Here is a 13,690-nt window from a genome sequence, read left to right as displayed (position 1 = left end):
GTTCATGCCCCAGTTGAAGTAGCCCTTGATGACACCCTGCTTCATGAGCTCGAACGTGGAGATATGCGTGTAGTCCACGGCACCCGTCTCGGACGGGACCTTCGGCCACCAGTCGTAACCGTAGTCGTTGTCCACGGTGGCGTTCTCGCCGAACCACTCCTTCAGGGAGGAGACGATGAACTTCGGCTTGTTGGTGTAATAGCCGTCGGAGTAGGTCTGAGACTCCAGCCACTTGCGCAGGCTCGCGCGATCGGTGGTGTTCGCCCACTTCAGGTAAGCGGGATGCTCGTTGACCATCATGCCCATGTCAGTTGCACCCTGGACGTTGGGCTCGCCGCGCAGCGCGTTCACGCCGCCGCCGGGGATGCCGATGTTGCCAAGCAGCAGCTGCATCACGGACATGGCGCGCGTGTTCTGGGCGCCATAGGTGTGCTGGGTCTGGCCGAGTGCGTAGAGCACGGTACCGGCCTTGCCGGGCTTGGCGGTAGAGGTATAGGTTTTGTAGACGAGTTCGAGGACATCCTTGTCCATACCGCAGATACCGCAAACGGTGTCGAGCGTGTAACGGGAATAGTGCTTCTTGAACTGCTGATAGACGCACATGGGGTCTTGCAGCGTCATGTCCTTCTTGGGGTTGGTGAGCGTCGGCGTGGTGAACTCAGGGGTGCCGGGCTTGTTAACCCAGGCGTATGCGCCGTTCTCGCTGGTGTCCCAGTCCTGCGTAGACTCGGTCTCATAGTGCCAGCTATGGGCGTTGTACGTCTTGGTCTTCTCGTTCCAACCGCTGAACAAACCCGTTTCGGGATCGAACTTGTAGTCGGGATCAAGGATGTAGGAAGCGTTGGTGTAGTTGAGCAGGTACTCGAAGTTGTACTCGCTCATGTCGCCGGTTTCCTGGTACTTGGCCAGGTTCGGCTCGATGAGGTGCTCGATGATGTAGTTGTACATGCCGCCGTAGAACGCGATATCGGTGCCGGAACGGATGGGGCACCAGATATCGGCCTGCTCGGCCGTACGGGTGTAGCGCGGATCGACGACGATCCACTTAGCGCCCTGCTCATGGGCCTTCTCAAGCCACAGCGCGCTTACGGGGTGGTTCTCAACGGAGTTGGAACCGCAATTCAAGATGACGTCGGTGTTTTGGAAGTCGCACCAATGGCTCGTCATGGAGCCACGACCGAATGAAGCTGCCAGACCGGCAACAGTGGGGCCGTGTCAAACACGAGCCTGATTGTCGATGGCGATGATGCCCAGGGAGCGCATCATCTTGAGGATCAGGTATTCCTCCTCGGAGTTTTCCTGGGAACCGCCCAGGCTTGCGATGGCCGGGGTGTAGTTCACCGTCAGGCCGTTGTCGTTCTTCTCGATGAACGTTGCGTCGCGCGTGTCCTTGACCTTGCGAGCGATCTCGGCGATGGCGTCATCCCAGGAGATGTCCTCCCAGTCGCTTGCGCCGGGACGGCGCACCAACGGGCGCGTCGAACGCTTCGGGTTCTTGATGACTTCGCGCGTTTCGGGGTCCACCACGTTGCGCAGCTGGAACATGGTAGCGCCCTTCGGGCACAGGCCGCCCTCGTTGATGGGATGGTCCGGGTCGCCTTCCAGGTTGACCAGCTCGCCGTCGCGCACCGACAGCAGAGAACCGCAACCACCTGCGCAATAGCAGCAGATGTTGGTGTACTCTTCGGTGTTCACCAGCTTCCAGTCTTGCTTGGACTCAGACGCGAACGCCTGGGTCTGCGAGGAAAGCTCGAACGCCATCGTGGTTGCCAGCGCAGCGCCGGTTGCTTTGAAAAAGCCCCTGCGTGACAGGTTCATGCCCCTCACTCCTTTCCTACTCGTCTTGCACTCGTCTGAAAACCGATGCGAAACCGCCCACCGTGCCCTCTTGCCGATTGGAGGCTGCGGGGAGAAGGCGCCGGGGCGGCGCATCGCATATCCGCATCGTGCGCATGCGAATACTCACCCATGCTAATGCATAATTTGATACGAAACTGACACCATTCAGACAAATGGTGCACATTTACACGCATTTGGAACGAATAACCCCTAAAGGGTTACAAATTACTGGACTATTCAGTATGTTTGTCTAGTTTCGACCCATTGTTATGTTTCTAGCGTATTTCTAATCCTATATGCAATGTCGGACTATAGATAGGTTTTCGGACAGTTCTTATTATGTGTTTACTTATTTGGAAATCGATTCAAATCAACCACTCGCAGCCTTGCAGAAACTTTGCGTCGACAACGAATCCTTAGCGGACGGAAATCCTGCTTCGTGGCATGTTGAAACTGCATATTCCGAGTCGAGAATACACTCGATGGCATACAAGGAAGAGTCTAGGACCGCCCCGGCACGCATCACCACCAGGCAGCATGCAACAAGGAGAAACGCTCGAATGATGTTGAGGGACAGCGAAACGACGCCCAACGAAAAGCAGGCGCAGCAACAAGAAACCGTCGGTTACAGGCTTTCAATGACCTTGGCGGACACCACGTTGCTCGGAGACACCAAAATAGCCCCAACGCTGTCCACATGAGGCGCGTTCACGAAGAACGACCCGTTGGAATTGCCGCCCATCGTGGAGACCTCTTCATCCTGGAGCGTGATCACGATATCGGCGCCTTGAAGGTTGCGCACATAGGTGCGAACGGAGGAGATGCACACGATAAGATCGACCTTGCATTCGCGGAAGTATTTGATGCGGGCTTCAGCCGCTTTTTCAGACAACGGCACATCGACGGAAAACACGCCGATACGCTTCGTTCCGCGCTTGAGGATAACGCCCTCGCCGTATTGCGACGGGTCCGCGGTATCGAGCACCAAGACCGTGGCACCCTTCTCCTCATAGTTGGTCTGAACTTCCTCGGGCGTGTCCGGCTGTGCCTTGGCGACATCCATGCCGCCGCGCACGGTAGCGGCCTTCAGCACGGTGGTGCTTTCCGAAGCACGGTCAGACGAGGCATCATCGCTTTGGGAATCATCGGGAACAGGAGCTGCAACGCTGCCGACATCGGACGTCAACCCCGATGCCTCGTCGTTATGCGTTTGGCCAGCTACGCCATCGGCGGACTTGGAAGAGCCCGACGAAGACTTCGAAGAGCTGAATTTGCTGGAAGTGGAGTTAGAGCCGGTGCTTGAGGAAGCGCCGCCTTCCGATGCGCTCTCATCTGCAGACGACGAAGCGCTACCAGCGCCGGAAGACGATGCACTGGATGCAGCCGTATCCGAGGAACCAGACGAATCCGAGGCGCTCCCGGAACCCGAGGCGCTCTCGTCGCCCTGCTCGGCGATGTCTGCGGCATCCTGCCCATCGTCGAGCTGCGTATCGGATCCGTTTTGGGAATCAAGCGTCTTCGCATCAGCCTGCACGGGAAGCGTACCCGCATACACGATGGAGGTGTACCCTTCCATCTGGCCCACCTTCTCATCGATGGAGGATGCGGCAACGTTCCACGAATGACCGGCGACCATATACCAGGCAATCCCGAACGTGCTGAGCACGATCAGGATGAGGAATACGCCGAGCGCTTGTTTTTCACGAGTTCCGTTAGACATAGGTTCAAGTATAGTGAATGGCCCGCAAACCGCCCGTACCCCGCGGGCACACGCGCAGAGTTTACAGAAAAGCCTGCGTTAAAGTAACTTCTCGAACGCGACGCGGTCGGTGGAAGCGCCTTCTGCATGGCTGATATGCACGATCCCGCAACGGCTGAAGCCGCATCGCTCGATCAGCTTGAGCATGGGGATGTTACCAGGATGGGTTTCGATGCGCAGGCTCTCGCAGCCGCGCTCGCGGGCAACCGGCTCGGCAGATTGCAGCAAGCTGCGACCAAGGCCCTTACCGCCATGACCCTGGGCGACGGCAACGCGATGCAGCACGGCATAGCGCGGATCGCGCGAGTCTGACGAAGTGAGCCACGACCCCTCGATGGAATCGTAAACCGGTTCGCCGGTAAAGCCGATGACCGTGGTAGCCACCACCGCCCCATCCTCTTCAAGCACGTAGGAGTGGCCGGCGTCGATATCATCGCGCACAATCTGCTGCGTAGGATACGCGCCTTGCCATTGGTCGATGCCAAGACTGCCTAGAGCGGCCTTGCCGTCCATGAGCACGGCCCAAATGCCATCGAAGTCGCCATGGTCGGCAATGCGAAACTGCAATGTCATGGATATCCTCACTTCCAGCCGTCGACGCGGCTCTACCCCTTCTCACATAGATGGCGCGAACACCCTCAGCAATGGTAAACGTCTGCAAACGGTTGGCAACCCGAAATCCGCAAGGTAATCAAGGTTGCCGGCAAAACAGCGCCAGCCCAAAGCGCTTGACTGCCATCTTTTGCCCTACTTAAGACGCAGCTCGTAGGCGGAGCGCGTCTTTTCCCGCCCGAACGTATCACGCACCTGGATGGTCCCGCAATACGTGAAACCGCGTGTTTCCAGCAGCCAGCGCATCGGCTCGTTCTCCGGATAGATATCGGCGCGCACGCTGACACGTCCGCCTTCTCGAGCGATGCGGCATGCGGTATCGATGATGAACGATCCCACACCGCGCCTTCGCACCGGTTTATCGACGACGACCCAATGCAACTCGGCATATTGCTGCGGCGAAGCGGCGGTATCGGTGATCCATTCGCCCTTGATGCCGCGCTGATAATTCTTATCAGCAGCGAATGATACGGCGAATACGGCGATCATCTGACCATCAGCGTTCTCCACCACGTAGGTGGAGCCGTTTTTGATGCTGCGCGCCAAACGGCGCGATGACGGGTATTTCTTGTATTTGCCCTCATCGATGCCCAATTCGGCAAAAGCCCGGTGTCCTTCATCGAGCAGAGCCTCCACGCGATCGACGTCGGCCATGGTCGCAGGTCGGCTGCTGTAATATCCCAGCACCGAAGCACGCCCGGCGAAGACCGGCGGATCTTGAGGAAGCGGCGACGCCTCCACGCCCGCGACTTCAAGCTGCGCACCTGCACCTTCCCGTTTCGGCTCGAACTCGGTGACCATGACGATCATGACAAGGATGCATGCGCACCCGGCGATATCCCAGCTGCTGACCGAGCTATGCAGCCATGCCACGGATAGCACCATGGCCGAGACCGGCTCGGCAGCGCACAGAAGGCCGGCTTTAACGGGACCGCAATCGTTGATTCCCTGTAGATATAGCATGTATGCAGCGCAGGTGCCTACCACGATAACGGCGGCGAAGATGATGAGGAATTCTGGCGTGAGTTCAACGGGCACAGCCCAAGGCTGTACCACGGGCGTGAGCACCGTGCCTCCGAACAGCATGGCGAATCCCGTGACCATCATCGAGCCCCACTTGGCAAGCACCTTGACGGGCATGAGCGTGTACAAAGCCAACGCCACAGCCGAAACCATGCCCCAAAAGCAACCCTGCTGAGACAACGCAAGTCGGGAAATGTCTCCTTGCGTGGCGATCAGGATGAGCCCTGCCATAGCAAAGACGAGCCCCAGCACCTCGCGAACATTGGGAAGACGACGCTTACGCAGGCACGTCCACAACATGATGAGCACCAGGCCCAGCTGTTCGAGAGTGGTTCCCACACCAGCGCTTGTGTGATGGATGACGCTGAAATAGCTCACCTGGCATAACGCGATACCGAATATCGAGAACGCCGCGATGCTGACCATGGAGCGCCAATCGCGCAGAAGCGCGCCGACGGAGCGCCAGTCCTTCACGAACACGACGCCGAGGAAGAACACCGCGGAGATCAGCATGCGCGCACAGGTGATCCAATAGGCCGACGCGCCGTAATCGCCCATGAGCAGCTGTGCGCACGTGCCCGAAAAGCCCCAGCAAACGGAACCAGCCAATGCGCAGACGATACCGCGCATCATGTGCCCGCCTTGCAAAGCCGTTCCCTGATGCACCTTTACCGCTCCCTTCCGAATAAGAAACCCGCCTCTTGCGCGGAGACGGGTTTTGCTTGCAAGCGTCAAAGACGCCCACCGAAAACGGCAGGCGTCGCAATGTAACGAGCTGTTATTTTACAACATGCGAGCAAGGAATCGACCCGTGTAGCTCTCCTTCACAGTAGCTACGTGCTCAGGGGTTCCCTCGGCCACCACGGTGCCGCCGCGCGCGCCGCCCTCCGGCCCCAGATCGACGATGTGGTCGGCGCTTTTGATGACATCGAGGTTATGCTCGATGACGAGCACCGTGTTGCCCGCATCCACCAGACGCTGCAAAACCACCAATAACTGGCGCACGTCCTCGAAATGCAACCCAGTGGTAGGTTCGTCCAATATGTAGAACGTTTTGCCCGTCTGTCGGCGATGCAGCTCGCTTGCCAGCTTCACGCGTTGCGCTTCGCCGCCCGACAGCGTGGTTGCCGGTTGCCCCAATCGGATATACCCGAGCCCCACATCGTACAGCGTCTGCAGCTTACGCTTGATTCCGGGGATGTTCTCGAAGAACAGCAAGGCATCCTCGACCGTCATGTCGAGCACCTCGGAGATGTTTTTGCCACGATACGTGACTTGCAAGGTTTCGCGATTGTACCGTTTGCCCTCGCACACCTCGCATGGCACGTAGATATCAGGCAGGAAGTGCATCTCGATTTTAATCTGGCCATCGCCCTTGCACGCCTCGCAACGACCTCCGCTGACGTTGAAGCTGAACCGACCAGGGCCATATCCATGCGCCTTGCTTTCCTGCGTGCTGGCGAACAATGCTCGGATATCGTCCCACAGCCCGATATAGGTTGCAGGATTGCTGCGAGGGGTTCTGCCGATAGGGCTTTGGTCGATGTTGATCACCTTGTCGATGTTCTCAACGCCGGTGATCTTGCGATACGAACCCGTTCGACGATGCGCATGGTTGACGCGATTCGCCAGCGCAGGTGCCAGCGTATCGGTGATCAGCGAGCTTTTGCCGCTTCCGGAAACACCCGTGACAACGGTGAGCGTGCCGAAGGGAACCGATAGCGTGACGTTGTTCAAGTTGTTCTCAGATGCACCGGTGAGCTTGAGGCAACCGCGTTTGGGTTTACGGCGCTGTTGTGGCACGGCGATCACGCGGCTGCCGGAAAGATAATCGGCCGTAAGCGAGCCCTCCGTAGCCGCCACCTCCTCAGGCGTTCCAGCGGCGACCACAATGCCGCCGCGCTCGCCCGCGCCCGGACCCATGTCGACCACGTAATCGGCAGCGCGGATGGTATCCTCATCGTGCTCGACGACGATGACGGTGTTGCCAAGATCGCGCAAATGCTCAAGCGTGCCGATAAGGCGCTCGTTATCGCGTTGATGCAAGCCGATAGAGGGCTCGTCGAGGATATAGAGCACGCCCATCAGACCTGCGCCGATCTGCGTGGCCAAGCGGATACGCTGCGCTTCTCCACCCGAAAGGGTGGCAGTGGCACGTTCTAGGGTGAGGTAATCCAAGCCGACATCGACCAGGAACTTCAAGCGCGCCACGATTTCCTTTGCGATAGGGTTCGCAATCGCACCCTGCTGCCCCTCGAAATGCAGATCGCTGAAGAATCGGTAGCAATCAAGAGCACTCATCTCGCATACCTCATGGATGGATTTGCCTCCCACGGTAACCGCGAGGATCTCGGGCTTCAGTCGCTTTCCTCCGCACGTTGGGCACGGCACGACGGCGAAGTAGCTTTGCAGCTTATCGCGTTGCGTATCGCTTTGCGCCTCTTGGTATTTGCGCATAACGGCGGCAAGCGCGCCTTCCCACTCGATGAACCAGTAGGTGTTGCGACCATCGACCGTGGTGTAGTCGACCCTGACCTTCTCCTCGCCCAACCCTTCGAGCAAGGCCTTCTGCACTTTCTTGGGCATATCCTCCCACGGGGTGTTCTCGTCGCAGCCCATATGCAACGCAACGGCCCTCAAGACCTGAGGGTAATAGTTCCCGCTTTTAAACGGTGCGATAGCCCCTTCCGATAGCGTCAACGACGGGTCGGGGATCACCAAGCTGGCGTCGACCTCTTCCCTGCTGCCGATACCGGAACAGTCAGGACATGCGCCATACGGCGCGTTGAAACTGAAATCGCGCGGCTGCAGCTCATCCATGGAGTGACCGTGCTCGGGGCAAGCCAGTGCCAGGGAAAACAGATGCTCGCCAGCGCCCAAACCACCCTTTGCACCGCTGGAGGAACCGCCTGCTTCGCCCTGGGGCTTGCCGTCGGGACCGAGCACCTGCACGAGCACGCGGCCTTCCGCCAGCTTCGTCGCAAGTTCCACCGCTTCGGCGATACGCCCGGTTGCGGCCTCCTTAAGCTGCACGCGATCGACGACCACTTCGATAAAGTGCTTGATCTTCTTGTTGAGCGTACGCGGCTGACCATCAAGCTTCACGATTTCACCGTCGATGCGAACGCGGCTGAATCCTTCATGCGTCAAGTCGGCGAATAGCTTGGTGAACTCCCCTTTGCGCCCCGCAACAACCGGCGCCATGATAATGGCCTTCGCGCCGGGATCCAGGGCCAAGATATCATCGGTCACTTGATCGGTAGTCTGCTTCTTGATGACACGACCGCATTCCGGGCAATGGGGTACGCCGACACGCGCATACAGCAAGCGAAGATAATCATAGATCTCAGTGGTGGTGCCCACAGTCGAACGAGGGTTTCGCGACGTTGTTTTCTGATCGATCGAAACCGCCGGGGAAAGACCATCGATGCTATCAAGATCGGGTTTGCTCATCTGCCCTAAGAACATGCGCGCATAGCTCGACAGGCTTTCAACGTAGCGACGCTGCCCTTCGGCATACATGGTATCGAACGCAAGGCTTGATTTGCCGCTGCCCGATAAACCGGTGATTACAACCAGCTTGTCACGAGGGATGGTTACATCGACGTTTTTCAGATTATGCTCGCGCGCACCCTTGATAACAATGGAGTCCTGACCCATACTTTCCAGCCTTTGAGAATCGCCTTAGTTTCCCGGGTATCCTATCATACGAACAGGTGTTTGTGCATACAAAATGTCGAAGCAACAAAAAAGCGGCCGATTTCTCGACCGCTATGAGTTCATGGAGCGGACAACGGGATTCGAACCCGCGACCCTCACCTTGGCAAGGTGATGCTCTACCAGCTGAGCCATGTCCGCATATCTAAAATCAGTTTAAACAACAATTCGAATACTTGCAAGCTACGATTCAAAATTATGAATGTAACATCACATTGATTCGAATTATCAAACCAAACTGAAAATGGTGGGCGTTACAAGATTTGAACTTGTGACCTCTTCCGTGTCAGGGAAGCGCTCTCCCCCTGAGCTAAACGCCCGATTCTTTGCTTGCATCTTGGGGGGCCAAGACACAGGTACATATATTACCGGATTGCGAGAACTTTGCAAGACCCAATTTTGCAATTTTTTGACCGTATCGCTGAAATGAACTTGGACACGATTCAAACGTTCATCTCACTAGCTGACGGCATTAATCGAATCCAGGCGGACATACACGACCGGTTCCGAAAGCCCTCTTCCGGAGGCGAATGCAAAGGGTATGCGCACCATCGCCAAGCTGGAACTCAGTTCTGAAAGCCCTCTTCCGGAGGCGAATGCAGAGGCCAGCCGAGAATAGAGGTACGAACACCATCTTCCTGTTCGATCATGGATACTCGACTGTTATTCCAAAGCATCGTTGTATCACGAGACCCAGAGCTTAGGCTGAACAATCGGTCATGGAATCATATTTTTGCGATGTGCAAAATCTCAGGAAATAAAAAGGCGGTCGAGATCTCGACCGCCGAAAGTTCATGGAGCGGACAACGGGATTCGAACCCGCGACCCTCACCTTGGCAAGGTGATGCTCTACCAGCTGAGCCATGTCCGCATATCTAAAATCAGTTTAAACAACAATTCGAATACTTGCAAGCTACGATTCAAAATTATGAATGTAACATCACATTGATTCGAATTATCAAACCAAACTGAAAATGGTGGGCGTTACAAGATTTGAACTTGTGACCTCTTCCGTGTCAGGGAAGCGCTCTCCCCCTGAGCTAAACGCCCACTTGAGTGTTCTGCTTCAGCGCTTTCGGCGCGTCGGCAAGGAGATATAATACCTGAACCAGAAATCTTGACAACCCCCTTTTTTGAAAAAGTTCGAACTTTTTTGCCAACCAAAGATCGCAACCGCTATTTTCCCAGATGAGACACCTCCTTTTGAGAGAATTCCCCCAGCATCTTTTTTCGATACAATCATCAGCACGAGACTGCACGAAGCAATGGGGCCGTCCGAAGGATCAGATCACCTGCCACGCACAGCCGAGCGGTTAAACCCGTAGCTGCTAATCAACCTGATAAGGTCATACGGAGCGTCGCGACGATGCGACACACAGCATGCCTCCATCATCTGGAACTCGGATTTGCTCTCGAAACAAAACCATGGACAAGAATCAAGACAACGACCGATAGCCGCCGCATACCCTATAACGAGAATCCGACAGGCATGGCATCAACGATTCCGTCCTAGCGCTCAGGCCGTCCTGCATAGCGGAACACCGGTTGAACTGGTCGATCGATAAGCTTTTATATCGATAAGGGCAACAAAAAAGCGGCCCGAAGGCCGCTTTTTGAATTCTGGTGTCGGAGGCGGGATTTGAACCCGCACACCCGTTACGGGCACAAGCACCTCAAGCTTGCGTGTCTGCCGTTCCACCACTCCGACGAGCTGTTGCCGTAAAAGCAACGATGATTAATATACCCGAACCTTACCTACTTGCCAAGACCCAATTTCAAAAAATTTTATCGGGTCGCAATAGTGCCGGACGGATACACGATCATAAGCGCGATAAGAGACAGCAAGAAGACGACCGCGAAGATGATGGTGATGCGGTCAAGATTCTTCTCGACGATGCTGGTACCGGTTTGCGAAGAGTACACGGAGCTGGCGATCATATCGGAAATGCCCGTGCCCTTGCCGGAATGCAGCAGAATGAAGATGATGAGACCCAAGCCGGAGATGACCAGCAGGGCGATAAGGATGATCAAAAGCGGATTCACGTGATGCTCTTTCACTCGAAATAACTACGTACGCAAGTAACCAAGTATAACGAAACGCGCCCGTGCAGGCAAGAAGCCGGCAACGGGCGCGAACAGGGTCATGAAAATCACGCATTACGCGAACAAGCTGCGTCCCGTCATCTCAGCGGGAGCGGAAAGCCCCATGGCATCGAGCAGCGTGGGGGCGATATCGCAAAGCGCACCTTCCCCATCGTCGAGCGCGCGCCCAGTGTCGGCACCGTCCACGAAGATGAACGGCACCTTTGCGGTGGTATGCGCCGTATGAGGCGTCCCATCGTCGGCGAACATCTTGTCGCAATTGCCGTGATCGGCCGTGATGAAGGCGAACCCTCCTTTACGGCGGATGGCATCGACGACCTTCCCGACACCGGAATCAACCGCCTCGACGGCCGCGACCGCAGCAGGGATGACGCCCGTATGGCCGACCATATCGGGATTCGCGAAGTTGACGATATAGACATCGGCCTCATCGGCATCGATGGCCGCAGCCAGGGTATCAGCGACCTCGGGCTCGCTCATCTGAGGCTGCAGGTCGTACGTGGCGACCTTCGGGCTGGGGATAAGGCTTCGCTGCTCCCCCGCCTTGGGCTCCTCGCGACCGCCGTTGAGGAAGAACGTGACGTGCGCGTACTTCTCGGTTTCGGCGATGTGGTATTGGCGCAGGCCAGCAGCGGAGAGCACGTCGGCAAGCACGTTTTCAGGGAACGTCTTGGGGAACGCGATGGGCGCGGGGATCTCCGGATCGTACTCGGTCAGGCACACGAACGAAACCTGAGGCCGGCGAGCGCGATCGAACCCGTCGAAGGCATCATCGACGATCGCGCGCGTGATCTCACGAGCGCGATCGGGCCGGAAATTGAAGAACACGACAGCATCCCCGTCGACGACGCCGCGGCCATCGAGCGCCACGGGTTCGACGAACTCATCGGTGACCTCGGCATCATAGGACGCCTGCATAGCGGCAACGGGATCGCCCGAAGCGGCCAGCGGCGTTGCGCACACCACGGCATCATACGCCTTGGCGACACGGTCCCAGCGCTTATCGCGATCCATGGCATAATAACGGCCCGACACGCTTGCCACGCGCACGGCGTCCTGATATCCGTTCTCGGCGATGAAGTCCTGCAACTGCTGCATGTAGCCCTTGCCGCTTGCCGGCGGGACGTCGCGGCCATCCATAAACGCGTGAACGCGCACGTCGCCGACGCCGCTTTGCACGGCATGCTTGATGAGCGCATACAAATGCTCGTTGCTGGAATGCACGCCGCCATCGGAGAGCAGCCCCATGAGATGCAGCGCGGCACCCGGTGCCTTAGCCGCCTCTATCGCGCCGTTGATCACGGCGTTATCGCAGATGGAGCCGGTGCGGCATGCCATGTTGATGCGCGAGAGCTCCTGATGCACCACGCGGCCGGCGCCGATGTTGAGATGCCCGACCTCGGAGTTGCCCATCTGCCCCTCAGGCAAGCCCACGGCCTCCCCCGACGCTTCGAGCTTGGTGTGCGAGCAGGTTTCAAACAGCTGGTCGAGAACCGGCGTGGACGCCAGCGAAACGGCATTTCCGGGACCTGCGGGGGCCAAGCCCAGGCCGTCCATGATGATAAGGCATGCCGGAAGCGAAAGCCCCTCGCGGCTGTTTTCCGACGCGCTCATCACAGGCACGCTTTCACCAGCTGAACGAACTGATCGGCCTTCAGGCTGGCGCCGCCGACAAGGCCGCCGTCGATATCGGGCTGGGCAAGGAGCTGTTCGACGTTGCCGACGTTCATGGAGCCGCCGTACAGGATGCGCATCTGATCGGCGGTCTCGGCGCCGAACATGTCGGCAAGCGTGGAGCGGATGGCGGCGCACATGTCCTGCGCCTGCTCGGGCGTTGCCGTGCGGCCGGTGCCGATGGCCCAGATGGGCTCATACGCGACCACGCACTTGCCGGCCTCCTCGGGCTCCAAGCCCGCGAACGCGGCGCGCACCTGGGCGCAAACGAATTCCTCGGCGCCACCTTCATCGCGCACGGACAGCGACTCGCCGACGCACGCCACGGCGTACAGACCGCCGTCGAGCAGCGCGCGCACCTTGCGGTTGACATCCTCGTTGGTTTCGCCGAAGTAGCCGCGGCGCTCGGAGTGGCCCACGATGGAGCAGGTGCAATGAACGTCCTTGAGCATGGGCACCGACACCTCGCCCGTGAAGGCGCCCTTCGGCTCCCAATACACGTTCTGCGCGCCGATCTGAATGGGCTGATGATCGAACTCGAACACGGTGTTGACCGGCTTGAGGTCGATGGACGGCGGGCACACGAGCACGTCCACAGAGTCGGTCCAATGCTTGTCGAAGTTGTTGGAGATGGTTTGCGCCAACACCACGGCCTCGGCATAGGTGTTGTTCATCTTCCAGTTTCCGGCCATTAGCGGTTTGCGGGCCATATGGCACGCTCCTTTCAAAACGATAAGGGGGACGCATGCGCCCCCCCCTGGTATTACCTTAGCGCTTCAGAGCTTCCACGCCGGGAAGGGCCTCGCCCTGCACCAGCTCCATGCTAGCACCGCCGCCCGTGGAGATGAACGTCATGCGATCGGCAAGGTCGAACTTGTTGACCGCGGCCACGGAATCGCCGCCGCCGATGATGGTATCGCCCTGCTGATTGTCCGCCACGGCCTCGGCCACGGCCTTCGTGCC

General features: G+C 57.9%; 9 protein-coding genes and 5 tRNA genes. All 14 read right to left on the bottom strand.

Annotation, left to right across the window (positions count from 1 at the left end; all coding sequences use genetic code 11):
- Positions 1-1,818: molybdopterin-dependent oxidoreductase (locus Q0H50_RS09585; protein ID WP_366936629.1), on the bottom strand; the 1,818-nt coding region annotated here is incomplete at its 3' end.
- Positions 1,819-2,464: 646 nt separating this feature from the next.
- Positions 2,465-3,559, bottom strand: a complete 1,095-nt coding sequence (locus tag Q0H50_RS04875) for a hypothetical protein (protein ID WP_294419926.1) — start codon at positions 3,557-3,559, stop codon at positions 2,465-2,467.
- A gap of 78 nt (positions 3,560-3,637) precedes the next feature.
- Positions 3,638-4,171 (bottom strand): GNAT family N-acetyltransferase, encoded by a 534-nt coding sequence (locus Q0H50_RS04870; RefSeq protein WP_294419925.1) that lies wholly within the window; start codon positions 4,169-4,171, stop codon positions 3,638-3,640.
- Between the two features lie 174 nt (positions 4,172-4,345).
- Positions 4,346-5,866, bottom strand: coding sequence for a GNAT family N-acetyltransferase (locus tag Q0H50_RS04865; protein WP_294419923.1), 1,521 nt, complete (start codon positions 5,864-5,866; stop codon positions 4,346-4,348).
- Between the two features lie 150 nt (positions 5,867-6,016).
- Positions 6,017-8,893, bottom strand: a complete 2,877-nt coding sequence (gene uvrA / locus Q0H50_RS04860; protein WP_294419921.1) for an excinuclease ABC subunit UvrA — start codon at positions 8,891-8,893, stop codon at positions 6,017-6,019.
- 122 nt (positions 8,894-9,015) lie between these two features.
- Positions 9,016-9,091, bottom strand: a tRNA-Gly gene (locus Q0H50_RS04855).
- Between the two features lie 104 nt (positions 9,092-9,195).
- A tRNA-Val gene (locus Q0H50_RS04850) sits at positions 9,196-9,270 on the bottom strand.
- A 475-nt stretch (positions 9,271-9,745) separates the two neighbouring features.
- Positions 9,746-9,821, bottom strand: a tRNA-Gly gene (locus tag Q0H50_RS04845).
- A 104-nt stretch (positions 9,822-9,925) separates the two neighbouring features.
- Positions 9,926-10,000: transfer RNA gene (locus Q0H50_RS04840), tRNA-Val, on the bottom strand.
- Positions 10,001-10,571: 571 nt separating this feature from the next.
- Positions 10,572-10,658 (bottom strand) — tRNA-Leu (locus Q0H50_RS04835).
- Between the two features lie 77 nt (positions 10,659-10,735).
- Positions 10,736-10,993 carry a preprotein translocase subunit SecG gene (gene secG, locus Q0H50_RS04830; RefSeq protein WP_042434338.1) on the bottom strand — a complete coding sequence of 86 codons (258 nt, stop codon included), beginning with the start codon at positions 10,991-10,993 and terminating at the stop codon, positions 10,736-10,738.
- A gap of 114 nt (positions 10,994-11,107) precedes the next feature.
- Positions 11,108-12,667 carry a 2,3-bisphosphoglycerate-independent phosphoglycerate mutase gene (gene gpmI, locus Q0H50_RS04825; RefSeq protein WP_294419919.1) on the bottom strand — a complete coding sequence of 520 codons (1,560 nt, stop codon included), beginning with the start codon at positions 12,665-12,667 and terminating at the stop codon, positions 11,108-11,110.
- Complete coding sequence (gene tpiA / locus Q0H50_RS04820; protein WP_294419917.1) at positions 12,667-13,437, bottom strand: triose-phosphate isomerase; 771 nt, start codon at positions 13,435-13,437, stop codon at positions 12,667-12,669. Before tpiA ends, gpmI begins: the two co-directional genes overlap by 1 nt.
- 58 nt (positions 13,438-13,495) lie before the next feature.
- On the bottom strand, positions 13,496-13,690 hold a 195-nt coding region (gene pgk / locus Q0H50_RS04815; RefSeq protein ID WP_294419915.1), incomplete at its 5' end, for a phosphoglycerate kinase.

This window comes from uncultured Senegalimassilia sp., from assembly GCF_934632265.1.
Taxonomy (GTDB): Bacteria; Actinomycetota; Coriobacteriia; order Coriobacteriales; family Eggerthellaceae; genus Senegalimassilia.
This window is presented reverse-complemented; position numbering and strand designations above follow the sequence as displayed.

Coding starts and splice junctions, on each gene's coding strand:
- tpiA (WP_294419917.1), bottom strand. CDS start 13,437: ATGGCCCGCAAACCGCTAATGGCCGGAAACTGGAAGATGAACAACACC.
- Q0H50_RS04870 (WP_294419925.1), bottom strand. CDS start 4,171: ATGACATTGCAGTTTCGCATTGCCGACCATGGCGACTTCGATGGCATT.
- uvrA (WP_294419921.1), bottom strand. CDS start 8,893: ATGGGTCAGGACTCCATTGTTATCAAGGGTGCGCGCGAGCATAATCTG.
- gpmI (WP_294419919.1), bottom strand. CDS start 12,667: ATGAGCGCGTCGGAAAACAGCCGCGAGGGGCTTTCGCTTCCGGCATGC.
- Q0H50_RS04875 (WP_294419926.1), bottom strand. CDS start 3,559: ATGTCTAACGGAACTCGTGAAAAACAAGCGCTCGGCGTATTCCTCATC.
- Q0H50_RS04865 (WP_294419923.1), bottom strand. CDS start 5,866: ATGATGCGCGGTATCGTCTGCGCATTGGCTGGTTCCGTTTGCTGGGGC.